At 42.9% G+C, this 14,903-nt stretch carries 16 protein-coding genes; 9 read left to right on the plus strand and 7 right to left on the minus strand.

Annotation, left to right across the window (positions count from 1 at the left end; genetic code table 11):
• Positions 1-82: 82 nt before the first annotated feature.
• The gene (locus L0G63_RS07880; protein ID WP_301450148.1) at positions 83-451 is read left to right on the plus strand and encodes a hypothetical protein; all 369 of its coding nucleotides are present in this window, start codon (positions 83-85) and stop codon (positions 449-451) included.
• Between the two features lie 18 nt (positions 452-469).
• On the opposite strand, the gene L0G63_RS07885 is transcribed toward L0G63_RS07880, so the two are convergent.
• The 3 genes from L0G63_RS07885 to L0G63_RS07895 all read right to left on the minus strand — a co-directional run bounded on the left by L0G63_RS07885 (position 470) and on the right by L0G63_RS07895 (position 2,542).
• A complete protein-coding gene (locus tag L0G63_RS07885) occupies positions 470-721 on the minus strand; it encodes a hypothetical protein (RefSeq protein ID WP_301450149.1) in 252 nt (83 codons plus the stop codon).
• Between the two features lie 397 nt (positions 722-1,118).
• Positions 1,119-1,316, minus strand: a complete 198-nt coding sequence (locus L0G63_RS13695) for a hypothetical protein (RefSeq protein ID WP_367618357.1) — start codon at positions 1,314-1,316, stop codon at positions 1,119-1,121.
• 365 nt (positions 1,317-1,681) lie between these two features.
• On the minus strand, positions 1,682-2,542 hold the full coding sequence (locus L0G63_RS07895) for an AraC family transcriptional regulator (RefSeq protein ID WP_301450150.1): 861 nt from the start codon (positions 2,540-2,542) through the stop codon (positions 1,682-1,684).
• A gap of 165 nt (positions 2,543-2,707) precedes the next feature.
• On the opposite strand from L0G63_RS07895, the gene L0G63_RS07900 reads away from it, so the two are divergent.
• The gene (locus tag L0G63_RS07900) at positions 2,708-3,121 is read left to right on the plus strand and encodes an organic hydroperoxide resistance protein (protein WP_301450151.1); all 414 of its coding nucleotides are present in this window, start codon (positions 2,708-2,710) and stop codon (positions 3,119-3,121) included.
• 204 nt (positions 3,122-3,325) lie between these two features.
• On the opposite strand, the gene L0G63_RS07905 is transcribed toward L0G63_RS07900, so the two are convergent.
• Positions 3,326-4,111 (minus strand): DMT family transporter, encoded by a 786-nt coding sequence (locus L0G63_RS07905; RefSeq protein ID WP_301450152.1) that lies wholly within the window; start codon positions 4,109-4,111, stop codon positions 3,326-3,328.
• A gap of 353 nt (positions 4,112-4,464) precedes the next feature.
• On the opposite strand from L0G63_RS07905, the gene L0G63_RS07910 reads away from it, so the two are divergent.
• Positions 4,465-5,148 (plus strand): DUF421 domain-containing protein, encoded by a 684-nt coding sequence (locus L0G63_RS07910; protein WP_301450153.1) that lies wholly within the window; start codon positions 4,465-4,467, stop codon positions 5,146-5,148.
• A 109-nt stretch (positions 5,149-5,257) separates the two neighbouring features.
• On the opposite strand, the gene creD is transcribed toward L0G63_RS07910, so the two are convergent.
• The 3 genes from creD to pnuC all read right to left on the minus strand — a co-directional run bounded on the left by creD (position 5,258) and on the right by pnuC (position 8,286).
• On the minus strand, positions 5,258-6,904 hold the full coding sequence (gene creD / locus L0G63_RS07915) for a cell envelope integrity protein CreD (RefSeq protein ID WP_301450154.1): 1,647 nt from the start codon (positions 6,902-6,904) through the stop codon (positions 5,258-5,260).
• Between the two features lie 127 nt (positions 6,905-7,031).
• Positions 7,032-7,610, minus strand: a complete 579-nt coding sequence (locus L0G63_RS07920; protein WP_301450155.1) for an ATP-binding protein — start codon at positions 7,608-7,610, stop codon at positions 7,032-7,034.
• Entirely contained in the window at positions 7,582-8,286 is a 705-nt protein-coding gene (pnuC, locus tag L0G63_RS07925) for a nicotinamide riboside transporter PnuC (RefSeq protein ID WP_301450156.1), read from the minus strand. Before pnuC ends, L0G63_RS07920 begins: the two co-directional genes overlap by 29 nt.
• A 279-nt stretch (positions 8,287-8,565) precedes the next feature.
• On the opposite strand from pnuC, the gene L0G63_RS07930 reads away from it, so the two are divergent.
• From L0G63_RS07930 to dnaX, 6 genes are all read left to right on the plus strand, one after another.
• A complete protein-coding gene (locus L0G63_RS07930) occupies positions 8,566-9,711 on the plus strand; it encodes a beta-ketoacyl-ACP synthase III (RefSeq protein ID WP_301450157.1) in 1,146 nt (381 codons plus the stop codon).
• Positions 9,712-9,944: 233 nt separating this feature from the next.
• Entirely contained in the window at positions 9,945-11,036 is a 1,092-nt protein-coding gene (gene prfA / locus L0G63_RS07935) for a peptide chain release factor 1 (protein ID WP_301450158.1), read from the plus strand.
• Between the two features lie 104 nt (positions 11,037-11,140).
• Positions 11,141-11,449 (plus strand): type II toxin-antitoxin system HigB family toxin, encoded by a 309-nt coding sequence (locus L0G63_RS07940; RefSeq protein ID WP_071001598.1) that lies wholly within the window; start codon positions 11,141-11,143, stop codon positions 11,447-11,449.
• Entirely contained in the window at positions 11,439-11,789 is a 351-nt protein-coding gene (locus L0G63_RS07945; RefSeq protein WP_301450159.1) for a type II toxin-antitoxin system HigA family antitoxin, read from the plus strand. The genes L0G63_RS07940 and L0G63_RS07945 overlap by 11 nt, the downstream gene beginning before the upstream one ends.
• Positions 11,790-11,872: 83 nt before the next feature.
• Positions 11,873-13,399 carry a lysine--tRNA ligase gene (lysS, locus tag L0G63_RS07950; protein WP_301450160.1) on the plus strand — a complete coding sequence of 509 codons (1,527 nt, stop codon included), beginning with the start codon at positions 11,873-11,875 and terminating at the stop codon, positions 13,397-13,399.
• A gap of 158 nt (positions 13,400-13,557) precedes the next feature.
• On the plus strand, positions 13,558-14,903 hold a 1,346-nt coding region (gene dnaX, locus L0G63_RS07955; RefSeq protein WP_301450161.1), incomplete at its 3' end, for a DNA polymerase III subunit gamma/tau.

The following is a 14,903-nucleotide window of genomic DNA, read 5'->3' on the forward strand; positions in this document are numbered from 1 at the left end:
TTGATTAAAATATGGGCTATTATTTTTTGTAGCACATTCGATAGCATGAATTGGACGCGTGTTTTTTACAAGGGCAAAAATAATGATGAAAGTTGGATGTATGATATTGGGACTTGCCTCAACCATATTAATAAGTACAGGCTGTGATGATAAAAGGGCTAACACCAGTCATGACTTGACAGGAACGACAATAACAAATGTAGAAAAAGAAGTGAGGTTACGCGGTAAGTTTAAAAGAAGCTTCGAAATTTATGAGTTAGAGTCTCAGGGTAGCACTTACTATGTATCAGATCCAAACAACCTATTAATAAGAGAGTCAAAGGGCGTAAATCAACAAAGTTATTATAAATTATTTGAAACTTGTATTGCTGGCAATATCAGTCCAGAGGGTCAATACGGTCCTCTAGGCAAATATCAAAAGCAAATTACTGTCCGTGCAATCTGCGCTTAATTTTCTTGTTTTTAATATTTAATGACTGATCTTTTCTGTGAGCACGCCCATACTATAAAGCATAAACGCAATGACAGTCAGTGCCACAATAAATGGTGTCAGTATCCAAATCAACACATTAATCAAGATTGCAGGCAGTAAACCATTAAAGAGCTCGAGATCTGGGGTAAAAAAATCTGTCATCATATCCACGGCACGCTTGGCAATGGGAAAGAGTAGAGTGCTCAAGGTCAATATATAAAGATATTTGCTAAAGTCTGGGTCACTCATAACAACCATAAAATAGAATACTAAAAAATAAGTAATGGCTAGCGCCCAGCATTTGAGAGTATAGCTTAAACGAATCATAATAATACCTCCCCAAGCTTGATTATAAATCTGCAAAACAAATGCAGATACATATTCTAAAATTAGAATATAATATATGTTATAATACGAATATAAAGAAGAGTCAACTACTTTTCGCTTTAAAACCATGCTTTATTTGTCAGAAGTGGTTTATACCTCTAAAAAATCACTGATATCATATGAATGCTCTCTGATAGGGGGCAACATCATAAAGAAAAAACCCAACCAAAGAACATATCATCTGAGCTGTTACAGTAAGTACGCCGAGCAACCATGCATCAATCGATAATTTGTGGGGGCAAATAAATGGTAAATTCATTCAACGGTTCGGTACGCTATAGGGATGGTTTTGTTCTGAAGCGGTGACAATACCTAACCTCGATAAAAGCTTGAAGTCGGCAGAGATGAGGGAAGCGGGCCTGACATCCAGTCTTTTGTGCCAAACGCGATAAGTACTAAGCTTGCCATCACGGCGATAATAGAATCCTGCCAATGGATGGGTGAGATAAATGAGCATAGACTCAGCATTCGGAAAACCTGCAAATGAAAAAGTGTCCTCTGTTTTTTGCTCAAGAGATACCGAAGCTGCAGCTCATTCTGAATCAGCAGTGACCGAGTATTTTTTATACTTCCCTGTTTGGTCATCAAAGTGACAATCAAACGTCATGCTAGCGCTATGCCATGGCAGATTCCATAAATATCTAGGTACTGCCAATGTCCAAGAATCTAAAGTTGTACCCAAAAACCAGAAAAATGCTTTAGACCACACAAAATATCGATTCCCGTAGGTTTCGGTCTATCATGTAAATAATCCTCAAAGTGTCGTGATTCTTGCATGATGTCTCCATCATGGTAGTGATAGATATTGGGAGCGTGATCAGATCACCTCATTTCATTGCTGGGGCTTAACCCAAACAGTCGCTTGTATTCTCGGCTAAACTGACTGGGGCTTTCGTAACCAACTTGCATGGCGATTTGTGCTATTTGCACTGTCTGTCCTTGTATCTTAATCAATCGCCTAGCCTCCATCAATCTCAAGCTTTTTTGATACTGCAATGGGCTCAACTGAGTGATGCCTTTGAAATGCTGGTGAAACCCTGAGACACTCATACCGCACCGACTGGCCAGATTCTCTACCATAATAGGCTCGTTTAAATGCGACTTTATCCAGTCTGTGGCTTGAGCGATACGGTGTGTATGGCTACCCTCAACCACCAATTGTCTAAGCTTATGACCTTGCTCACCTAGCAGAAGGCGATAATATATTTCTTGCTGAATCAAGGATGCCAAAAATTCGATGTCATTTGGATAATCAAGCAAGCCTATTAAACGATTAAATGCTGCCATTATCGCATCGTCTAATTGCCATTTTATACCTAAGTGACCGCTTGTTATAGAGTGGTGGGTCGGTATCTGTGCTAAGACTTCTCTAATCATAGAGAGATTTAGTTTCATGGATAAAACGATGACAGGGTTTTGTATTGAAGCATGCTTGATATGCATACTCAGCGGAATATTGACGGGACAGAACATCAAGTGACTGTTACTAAATCTTTGACACTCTGCGCCCAAGTAAATCTCTCGCTCGCCTTGTAATACGATACAAATACTTGGTTCTTGGATATAGCTGACCGCTTTGTTTGGTTGATCGGCACAGTAAAAAAACAAACCAGCAACGGCAGATTCAATGGTTTTATTTCTAGGTAGTAGGGTGAGGAGTAGGTCAATCGTGTTCTGATTCATTATGATGGCTTACGATGTTATATCACCTAATAGTATAAATTTTTGTAGGATTAGGCAAGTATTATGGAGAACTGTTCTAACGCATCTAGGTAGAGGATTTTATAATAGTCTCATCGCAACAGCGTAAGCACAACCTCTAATAACATCAATAAGGCAGCATAAATTATGAAAATATTCTATAAAACTCGTGCAACAGCAACTGGTGGACGTTCTGGTCATACTGGACTAGACGATGGTTCATTAGGTTTTGATTTGGTATCTTTTCAAGAAAAAGACACAGAAGGTGTTAATCCAGAGCAATTGTTTGCGATGGGCTATGCCGCTTGTTTTGATAGTGCTCTGGGCCTGACTGCACAGCAAATGAAACTCCCCGTGACGGCTTCAAAAACCTCTGCACAAGTAGGAATTGGTATGAAAGCCGATGGTAGCTACAACTTGGATGTCGAGTTACATGTAGAAGTATCGGGCATCAATGAAGCAGAGGCACAAAAACTGATTGAAGCTGCACATCAGGTATGTCCATATTCTAATGCCACTCGCGGTAATGTAGATACTCGCTTAGAAGTGACAGTGGTTTAGAGGCTTTTTAGGGTGGTTGTGACGAACGGCCAATAAGTCACTAAACCAAAAGGCTCATGTATATCATGAGAGCTGATATTCAAAACCGCCCTGATTTATAAAATCAGGGCGGTTTATGTTATTTAGACAAATAGAATAGTTGCTTGTCTCTTATCTTTTTTCTCAGTAGCCGACTCTTTATGGAGTCATCAATATAACAGTGTTTTAAGCGGATGGTTTTTTATCTAAAGTAAATACCAATACCGCTCCCAAAATGACTACACTTGCTATCACAAAAGGCAGCGTTAGCGACTCAGACAAAAAGATCACACCGAGCACAGCCGCAATGACAGGCACGCACAGCTGAACGATCGCCGCTTGTGTGGTTTTTAACAATGGCATCGCCGTATACCAAATACTGTAACCCAGCCCTGATGCGATCGCGCCTGACGCACAGGCAAGCAGTATCCCTTCGCTGGTAATGCTTTCTAAGCTGATGTTTTTTAATCCTATTTTATCCAGATACATTAGGCCCACCAGTAACAATATCGGAACGGCTACCAAACTTCGCAAAAAGTTAAATCCTGTCGCCCGTAGCGGTGAGGTGCATGATTTACCGCGTATGCTGTATACTCCCCAAGCCGCGCCGCTCAGTGTCATCAATGCTGCAGCGTTGGGTGATGGAACGGCCGCTGATGGCAACATCAAATACACGAATCCTGCTACTGCGACGATAAATGCCAACCATTGTAGTGCACTGAGCTGTTCTTTTTTGTAGATACCCCAACTGATCATCGTGAGCTGAACCGCCGAAAATAAGATCAGAGCGCCAGTGCCTGTATCAAGCGCCACATAGGCAATCGAAAAACACAGCGCGTAAATCACCAAGCTGATGCTACTGAGCCAACTGCCTTTGTCATTTAAGATAGCATCAACAGAAGGCTTGTCAGAGGCGAGTAGTTGACGCTGTAGTCTATAGGCGTGAATCGTCCTGCTAGTGCCATCCGGCAAAACAGGGAGTTTGCGGCAAATGCGATCAACGCAATAGTAGTATAAACAGTGGCTTTCAAAAATAATTCCTACAATGAATAAGGGAGCATAAAACAGGCAAACATAGGATTTTAGTTTTGGGTGTGGATGTATTACTGTCACGATGGCTTATTTTTCAGCAAAAATAATTGCCGTCTCACAAGACAGAATATTTTGTCGTACTTGTGGCAAAAAGTCTTTCTTAAATGAGAATAACGATAGTTGTATTGACGATAAGGTCTGAAAATAGGGATGATGTGCTTCGCATCAAACGAACTATTAGAACAACATTCATTAAACACAATACATCAGATAAATAAACTGGAAATGAGAGTATGAATTGGGCAAGTATTTTTATTCATGACACAACGTGGTTGTTTGCCGTTGAAATCTTAATACGTGTCACCGTCATGTTTGTATTAATTATCACGTTCTTGCGCTTTACTGGCAAGCGCGGTGTTCGTCAGCTTTCTATCTTTGAGCTGACCATTATCCTATCACTTGGCTCTATCGCGGGTGACCCTATGTTTACTGAGGATTTGCCGATTATTCAAGCCGTACTAATCATGGGTTCAGTCATTGTTCTTTACCGAATCTGTACGTGGGTTATGATGAAATGGCAGCCTTTTGAAGACTTATTGGAAGGCAAGTCACTTTATATCGTAGAAGATAGCATGCTGGTGCTCGATAAGATCAAAAAAGGCAAAATGTCTCACGATGAGTTTTTTGCTGAAATGCGTCAACAGGGCGTTGAGCATTTGGGTCAAGTGCGCATCGGTTTGCTTGAGACAGACGGCAACTTTAGTATTTTATTGCATTCCTCTGAAAATACAGTGTATGGTATGCCATTGTTTCCCAAGCAATATCAAGCTGTCGAGGCGGTAGAATTGGGGGCGCACTATGCCTGTATGTATTGTGGTTACGTCGAGCAAATATTAGAAGCTGATAAATGCTGCCCGCGCTGTGAGGATAATTGCAATAATTGGGCTAAAGCGTTAAACAATCAGATAGTCAAGTAGCGTAACGACTAGGCTAGTATAACGATAATGCTGCCTTATCAACTAAGCTAAGGCAGCATTAATTCAAACTATTATCAGTTTATGTGACTTTATTCATACAGCGCTTGGCTTATGTGACTTTGTACCAGTCAAGTTTGCGAGTCATAACCATCACACAAGCCAATATAACAAAGCAGAATACGGCACCTAGCAATAGATTGAGATCCTCTGTGCTTAGGATACCAAAAAAGGACGCATATAATCCTGCAAGTATTGCGGTAAACATTGCCGCTCGTTTTGTATCACCAAATATATAATAAGCATACCAGCCGATGAGTCCTGCGCAGGCACTCGCTGCCACAGTATATGCTTGCCAAAAGGCAATTTGCTCAGCAAGTGGCAATAATAAAAGATAAAAAATAAATAGCGCACAGCCAACGAGCAGGTATTGAATAGGGTGAATACGACTCGATTTGAGTACTTCAAATAAAAAGAAAGTACCAAAAGACACCAGCATCAGTAGCAAGGCATATTTCATCGTTCGCTCAGTTTGCAGGTAGACATCATTGGGATTGGCAAAACTCACGCCAAAGCTGCTTAAACGAACGCTGGTATCACTAATATCACTGTCATTCGCCGTCATGTTTTCTGAACGACTGGCACCTGTGCTCATAAACGCGTCAGAGTGGTATGGCTGATTATCGATATTCAGCGCCGGCGTGTTATCTATGACGCATTTATTATTGGGCGTGCGCGCACATTGTGACAAGTACTGGTTGTTTGCAACAGTGAGATATTGATTTTGCCAGCTGGCTTTGAATCCTGTAGCGCTAAAGTTTTTGGTATTGGGCAGCGCTTTGCCGATGAAATTGGGTGTTTGCCAATCACTATCCATTGTCATGCGAAAGTTGTGGCCTGTCGGTACGGTGCTCAAATGGCTGATACCTGACAAGGGTACATCGATGGCGATGCTCAAGGGTTTTTCTTGATTAATATCATGACGTTGATCATCTGGCTGTGACTGTGATTGGCTAGTCTCGTTATCAGTCGTATGTGCCGCACTTAGAGTGTTTGAGTCTTGTTGATGACTCATGTTTTTGCGAGATGCCACCAACATCTCTTGAGGTATGTCCACCTCAATGTAGTTTAGCCCCTTGAACAGAGGTGTTTGTGGATAGCTTGCGGTAAAAGATTTTTGATGCATGGTCACTGTAGGTAGGGTTGTGACACCGCGCAAATCTGAAACAGGAATAATGAGTTTGGCTTTATGCCAGTGAACAGTGGTTTTTTCGGGCTGCACGTGATCTGAGAGGGTAGAAGAGTCGGCTGAGTCTGACTGGCTACTGAGCGTATTATGCGTCTTGTCTAAGTCTGCTAGCGCTTGTGTCACAGCGTAGTTCTGATCGAATGTGATGTGACCGTTGTAGCTGGTCGCATGATAGATACCACGTTTATAGGTATCGGTATCTACTTTTAGGTTTTGTTTGGTCTGAGTTTGGCTGGCAAGGACGGTTTCAACAACTGAATAAGACGGTGCGCATTTGCTTTTGGTTGTTGGCGTCTCTAGTTGACACTCAGGCGTGACTGTCGTAGGTATGGCGATAAATGGTGTGATGACTTGTTGTGGGTTAATGTGCTGCTGGGCGATTTCTCTTATGACTGAATCAGCATAACTTTGTCTCTCGTAGATCACATCATCGAGCATAGCCAGACCGATAGAAAACAGAATACAAAGTCCTGCCATGATCGACAGTTTGGTTAATAGTGTTTTTTGCATGTTGGCGCCTCCTAAATGTCTTGAATCCACAGCTGCTGATACAGTTGGCTGCGGCGTTAATAGACATCATAGAGAGGTGGTAGCGAGAAAATATGCAAGGAAGATGAATAGTGTGTGGAAAACGATTCTAGGGACTACCGAGATGGATAAGCTGTGCGATTACTTGTTGGACACGCTTTTGTCTATCACCGCCAATACGCACAAAGGGTTTTTGATGCCTGTCTAATTGACTGGCAAAATACTCGCTTATCTCATCACGTTGGTGCGGGCTATCTCGCAAGTCATCAGCCACCCAAGGTATATCAACCTCAGTCAATACTATCAAATCATAATGATGTGCCAATGCTGCTTGCTCAAGAGCGGCAGGGCAGTCACCATAATACCAATGAGAGTACGTCATCAGCTCAAACAAACTGGTGTCACAAAACAAATAGCGGTTTTTATCAAGTGTTTGAGCCACTTGTTTGGCTAAGTCGTTCTCCCGTTTGATTTGCCCCTGGGCGATCGGCAGTAGATCCTCCCAAGTGCAAGTCAACTGCTCATTATCCCATTTCGCTTGCAGGTAGGTACGCATATACTCTGATACCCACTGACTATCAAAATGCGCTGCCAAATCACGGCATAGCGTTGTTTTTCCTGTGCTTTCTGCGCCCAAGACAGCAACAGTAATCACAGATTCAGGCGTATGCTGTTCGAGGTTGTACACGGTAGCGTCGTTGCCATTCATAATAGGCCCAGATTGCAATGAGAGTGAAGACTACATATTGTAGCGCGGTAAAAGTAAACCCTTTATAAAAGTATAGCGGTACCGATATCGCATCAGCGATAATCCATAGTATCCAATGCTCTATTTTGCGCCTTGCCATAAGCCACATGGCCATCAAAAATAGAGCCGTGGTGAGCATGTCAGTATAGTCCACCCAAGTAAATAGATGTAGACCAAGTACAGCGCCCTCAAAGCTAAAGCCATTGTTGATGACTGGGCGGAAATAATAAATAAGCGCCACAAATGACATGGTAGCTACCGCCAAAGCAGACAAAATAGAGATATCTCCTGTATGCAAATGCTCAATACGCACATCGTTTGAGGTCTGATGCTCGATAGATTGGTTTTTTTTATTTCTTGACCAGTTGATCCAGCCGTACAAGCTCATCACCGTATAATAAGCGTTGATGAACATATCGCCAAATAGCTGCCACTCCCAAAGCAAATATACAAATATTGCTGTGCTCATAAGCCCAATGGGAAAGACCAAAATATTGGTTTTGCTCGCCAATAAGACACTAGCAACCCCAAAAACAACGGCAATCAATTCTAGGACGATAAATATCGTTGAATAATCGGCATATTGACCAAATAACCAGTTGAGAATCTCTGCCATTCGCATTCCTAAATATCAGCATGTATTGATGTGCTTGCTTGGCTATGCACAGTAAAAGAGCGCTAATTATAGCGTAGCTATCAAAGAATATAGTGAGTCTTTGCTTATTTATCGCCAGAAACAGATTATTTGTAACAAAGCATTAGAAAAAATTTAATATTCAGGCATAATAAGGGCATTGATTTTAAGTTTACAGTTATTCACTGAATTTGAATGGCTATTATTTTTCCACTTTTATGCTTGTTCCAAGCACCACAGTAGTAGACAAGGAAGCGTATCATGACGACTTGTATCACAGGCACTGGTCTTTATATCCCACCTTACAGCATTAGTAACGAAGAGCTAGTTGAGTCATTTAACCAGTATGTTGAAAACTATAATACCGAACATGCTGAAGAGATAGCTGCAGAGACAATGACGGCACTTGAGCCTTCTTCAGCCGCTTTTATCGAAAAAGTATCTGGTATCAAATCACGTTATGTGATGGAAAAAGACGGTATTTTAGACCCTGAAATCATGGCACCAGTCATTGCCTATCGTAACTTAGGCGAAGAGCTGTCTGTGATGGCAGAAATGGGCGCGGCTGCGTTAAAAGATGCATTGGCTGATGCTGGACTTGAGGCCAACGATCTAGATGGTATTATTCTTGCTTGCTCAAACTTCCAGCGTACGTATCCTGCAGTTGCTATTGAAATCCAAAATGCCATTGGTATGGTTGGCGGCTTCGCTTATGATATGAACGTCGCCTGTAGTGCGGCAACGTTTGGCCTATCGCAAGCGCATGGCTCTATTGTTTCTGGTCTTGCCAAACGTGTGGCTGTGGTCAATGTTGAGATTACCTCAGCACATCTAAACTGGCGCAACCGTGACAGCCACTTTATTTTTGGTGATGTGGCGACTGCTTCTATTGTTGAAGAATTAGACAAACCAAAGGGTTATGAGATTCTAAACGCTAAACTGTTTACTCAGTTTTCGACCAATATCAAAAACGAATATGGCTTTATGGATCGCTCAGAGTATCTAGCCGCGCAAACGGAGATGTATCCAGACATCAAAGCCCCGGTCACTGATAAACTATTTTTGCAAAATGGTCGCAAAGTGTTCCGCGAAGTTTGTCCAAAGGTGTCTGAGGTTATCACTGAGCATCTGCAAGAAAATGATATACCGACCTCTGATGTTAAGATGATGTGGCTACACCAAGCCAATGCCAATATGCTAGATTTGATTTTACGCACTGTCATCGGTAAAGAAGCAGATAAAGCGATTGTTCCAAGCGTCATTGCTGAATTTGCCAATACCAGCTCAGCGAGCCCTATGATTGTATTCCATCGCTATAAGGATGAGCTAGCATCAGGTGATTTGGGTGTTATTTGCTCATTTGGTGCCGGTTACTCTATTGGCTCAGTATTGGTTCGTAAAGTCTAACGTCTCAATACGCACCTTTTATAGATAAAAATAGCTAAGAGTCTTCTTGGCTATTTTTTTGTCTGTTTTTCTCTAAAAATTAGCCGTTATATTTATGAGTAGGGATAGATAGTTGAGAATATAACGACCAGATTGTTTAGAATAGAGAGAAGAAGGCGTAGAGATTTTAATTTACCTCAAAAAATTTGCTATAATCACGCTCTTATTCCCCTCACTTAAATAAAAGTCCTTTTATGAAAGAATCCTTACGCCTGCGCTTAGACCAGATGGTAGACCGTTATGAAGAGGTCACCGCCTTGTTATCAGATCCTAGTGTCATCAGTGATAATAATAAATTTCGTGAATTGTCTGTCGAGCATAGCGACTTGATGGATATCACGACATTGTGGCAGAACTATCTGAATGCAGAGACGAATCAGGCAGACGCCGAAGCAATGCTGGCTGATGCAACAGATCCTGATATGAAAGAGATGATGATCGATGAGATTGATACAGCGCGTGAGACCATCGCTGAGATGGAAGAAGCGCTTAATGTTATGATGTTGCCAAAAGATCCCAATGACAAAGTACCAGCATTCTTGGAGATTCGTGCAGGTACAGGTGGTGATGAAGCAGCGATTTTCTCTGGTGATTTGTTCCGTATGTACCAAAAATACGCGCAAACCCAAGGCTGGACTGTTGAAGTTCTATCCGCGAACGAAGGTGAGCATGGCGGTTATAAAGAAATCATCACCCGCGTATCGGGTAATAGCGTCTATGGTCGCCTAAAGTTTGAGTCAGGTGCTCACCGCGTACAGCGTGTGCCAGAGACAGAAAGTCAAGGTCGCGTGCATACGTCAGCCTGTACCGTGGCGGTCATGCCAGAAGTTGAAATTGATGATACGGTAGACATCAATCCTGCAGATATTAAGATGGATACCTTTCGCTCAAGTGGCGCGGGTGGTCAGCACGTCAACACTACTGATTCAGCGGTACGTTTGACACACATTCCAACGGGTACCGTGGTAGAGTGTCAACAAGAGCGTAGTCAGCATAAAAACCGTGCGCATGCGATGAAAATGCTGGTCTCAAAGATTCAGCAAGTCAAAGTGCAGGCGCAGGTAGATGCGGCCGACACCATCCGTCGCGATTTGGTCGGTAGTGGCGATCGCTCAGAACGTATTCGCACCTATAATTTCCCGCAAGGGCGCATGACCGATCACCGTATCAACTTGACCTTATATAAGCTTGACTCTATTATGGAAGGCGACTTAGATGAGATTCTTGACGCACTGTTGCGTGAGCATCAAGCGGACTTGATGGCCAGTATCGGCGGCGAGATGTAAGCCATAGCGGTGAACTATGCGAGTGAGGTTAAGAAGGGGTATAGCGATTAGCGTTGCTATATTCCCAAATTGGGAATATAATTGGACACTATACACTAAGTCATATGAGAGTTATTGCCAAAAGCAGTTTACGTAAATTCTGGGAACAGCCTAACAATGGTGATGCAAAAGGTCAGCTAGAAGCTTGGCATGATTTTGCACTAAAAGCCAGTTGGCAATCGCCGCAAGATATCAAAAACGATTTTAAGAATGCGAGTATTTGCGCTAATAATAGAGTCGTTTTTAATATTGCAGGCAATAAATACCGATTGGTGGTTGAGATGCAGTATCAGGCTGGTATTGCTTGGGTCAAGTTCATCGGTACTCATAGTGAATACGATAAAATTGATGTGGAGGTTGTCAATGAATATTAGACCAATTCGTAATGATCAAGATCTAGCACATGCATTTGCTCAGCTACAAGCTGTGTTTCAAGCTGATGAGGGTACACCTGAGGCTGATGAGCGCGAAGTGCTAGTAACCTTAATTGAGGCTTACGAAAACAAATATTATCCTATCGAACATGCTGAAGCTGTCGATGCTATTATTTTTCAGATGGAAAATCTAAATTTAAGTAGAAAGGATTTGACACCTTACTTGGGATCGGCAAGTAAAGTATCTGAAGTATTAAATCGTAAACGCCGATTGAGTTTGCCAATGATAAGAAAACTACATGAAGGGCTGCACATTCCTTATGAAAGTCTTATTCACTAGGTCTCCTCTATTTGAGATACTATTGTTTTGAGTATCAAATATTAACTAAAGATAGTTTACGGCTATCGTATTATGAGAGTTTTATGTCAAGAAATAACCAAGACCAAACCCAAGCGCCAGAAGACACCAATGAACTGATCGCGCAACTTCAAGCCAAGCTAGATGATATCACTGCCTCAGATAAACAGCCGTACCCAAACACCTTTAAACGCACCCATTATGCAAAAGATTTGCAAGACGCGTTTGATGGCGTATCAAAACAAGAAATTGAAGAAAAAGCGGCGAATGGTGACAAAACACAGGTCAATGTGGCGGGCCGTGTCATGTTAAACCGTGGCTCATTCATCGTTATCCAAGACATGACAGGTCGCATCCAATTATATGTGGCACGTAAAGAGCTTGATGAGGAGACGCGTGCAAGCATCAAATCTTTGGATTTGGGTGATATTGTTGGTGTGTCAGGCTATATTGGTCGCTCAGGTAAAGGCGATCTATATGTGCATATTGAAGAGATTACGCTGTTGACTAAGACCCTACGTCCGATGCCAAATAAGTTCCATGGCCTAGCAGATGTAGAAGCGCGCTATCGCAACCGTCATCTTGATTTGATGACCAATGAGACGACTCGCGATACCTTTATGGTTCGTAGCCAGATTATCAGCGGTATTCGTCAGTTTATGTTGAATGAGCGTTTTATGGAAGTTGAAACGCCAATGATGCATCCGATTCCAGGTGGCGCGGTCGCTCGTCCATTTGAGACGCATCACAATGCTTTGGATATGCCATTATACTTGCGTATCGCGCCTGAGCTTTATCTCAAGCGTTTGGTCGTTGGTGGGTTTGAGCGAGTATTTGAGATTAACCGTAGCTTCCGTAACGAAGGGGTCTCAACTCGACACAACCCTGAATTTACCATGATTGAGTTTTATCAAGCTTATGCTGATTATCATGATTTGATGGACTTGACTGAGCGCATGTTTAATCAGCTAGCGATAGATGTCTTGGGTACGACAGAGATTACCTATCAAGAAGAAGCCATCAGCCTAAAAGCGCCATTTGCTCGTCTATCCATGTCTGACGCCATTGCAAAATATGCCAAAGACTTTGATATGTCACGTATCGACGATCGTGACTATCTGGCACAATACGCCTCAGTGACCCTTAAACAGCAGGTCAAAGAGGTGTTTGGTGTGGGCAAGCTCAAGACCATCATCTTCGAAGAAACGGCTGAGCACCAACTGCGCCAACCAACGTTTATTACTGAATATCCAGCTGAAACGTCACCATTGGCACGCCGTAATGATGACAATCCTGAGATTACCGATCGTTTTGAGTTGTTTATTGGTGGTCGCGAGTTGGCGAATGGTTTTAGCGAGCTCAATGATCCAGCGGATCAAGCTGAGCGCTTCCGTGGTCAGGTTGCCGAAAAAGATGCAGGCGATGATGAAGCGATGCACTTTGATGAAGAGTATATTGAAGCCTTATCTTATGGTCTACCGCCAACTGCTGGTGAAGGTATTGGTATCGACCGCCTTGTGATGCTATTTACTGACTCTGCCAGTATCCGTGATGTGATTTTATTCCCACACATGCGCCGCAAACACGATTAATGATGAATGAGTCGTTAAACAAAGTCGCTTATTAAGCGCGGCTGAGTCATAAGCAAACTTGTGAGAAGCCAGACGAATGCGCTGGCTTTTTGCTATAATAACTATCGAAAAACAGCATTTAAAATAAGCACTTTACTCATTTTGCACAATGGATAGCTATGTCGCAGCAATATCAAGTTTTAGCTCGCAAATATCGACCCAAAAACTTTCATGAGTTGATTGGGCAGACGCATGTCTCACAAGCGCTGATTAATGCGATTGATTATAATCGCCTGCATCATGCGTATCTGTTTACTGGTACCCGCGGTGTGGGTAAGACGACGATTGCGCGTATTTTATCTAAATGCTTGAACTGTGATACGGGTATTACTAGCACGCCTTGCGGGGTGTGTGATAATTGTGTGGCGATTGATCAGGGACGTTTTATTGATCTTATTGAGATTGATGCCGCCTCTCGTACCAAGGTCGAGGACACGCGCGAGCTGCTTGACAATGTGCCTTATGCGCCAAGCCAAGGGCGATATAAGGTGTATCTCATTGATGAGGTGCATATGCTGTCGACCCACAGCTTCAATGCACTCCTCAAAACGTTAGAAGAGCCACCCGAGCATGTGAAGTTTTTGCTAGCGACCACTGATCCACAAAAATTACCGATTACAATCATCTCACGCTGTCTACAGTTTGTGCTGCGTCCATTGCCGCAGACACTGCTTAGCGAGCATTTAGCAAATATTTTGGCCAAGGAGCAGGTTGGGTATACTCAGCCTGCCATTTGGCAACTGGCAAGTGCGGCTAAAGGCTCTGTGCGTGATGCATTGTCACTGACAGACCAGGCCATTGCATTTGGTCAAGGGTCACTTGATGATGCCACTGTCAATGCAATGCTTGGCCTTATTGACTCTGCCGACTTGGTACGATTGATCACAGATATTTATAACCATGACAAAACCGCTGTTGCCGCGCATATTGAGCAAATGCGTGCACAGATGGTCGATGCAACCAGCATGTTTGATGGGTTGGCTGAGCTATTACATCAATTGGCATTGACCCAGTTATTGCCTGAGGTTGCACTCAATGTCAATGAGGCGCAAGCCAAAAACATCTATACGCTTGCCCAGCATATTAGCCCTGATGTGCTACAGCTATACTATGAAATTGTTGTACAAGCACGTGAAGGCGTCAAGCTTGCTAGTACGCCTATGCAAGCGCTTGAGATGTGCATTTTGCGACTGCTGGCGTTTCGCCCTTTGCCTGTCGATGAAGTGTTGACTGATAACTATGGCAATAATACGGCCTCTATCGCAGCAGCAGAGTCGGTTCCAAATGCTATGACGCATGAAGCCTCAGCCCCATTAGAGGCTTACGATGTTGACTATCCTTCACAGTCTCTAGATGAGCCTCAAAGCACTATTGATGATAATGATGTGACACTGTCAGCGGCTACTGGCTCTGAGCCAATTGTTGAGCCTGAGCCAATTGTTGAGCCTGAGCCAATTGTTGAGCC

The sequence above is a fragment of the Psychrobacter sp. genome, from assembly GCF_030454045.1.
Classification (GTDB): domain Bacteria; phylum Pseudomonadota; class Gammaproteobacteria; order Pseudomonadales; family Moraxellaceae; genus Psychrobacter.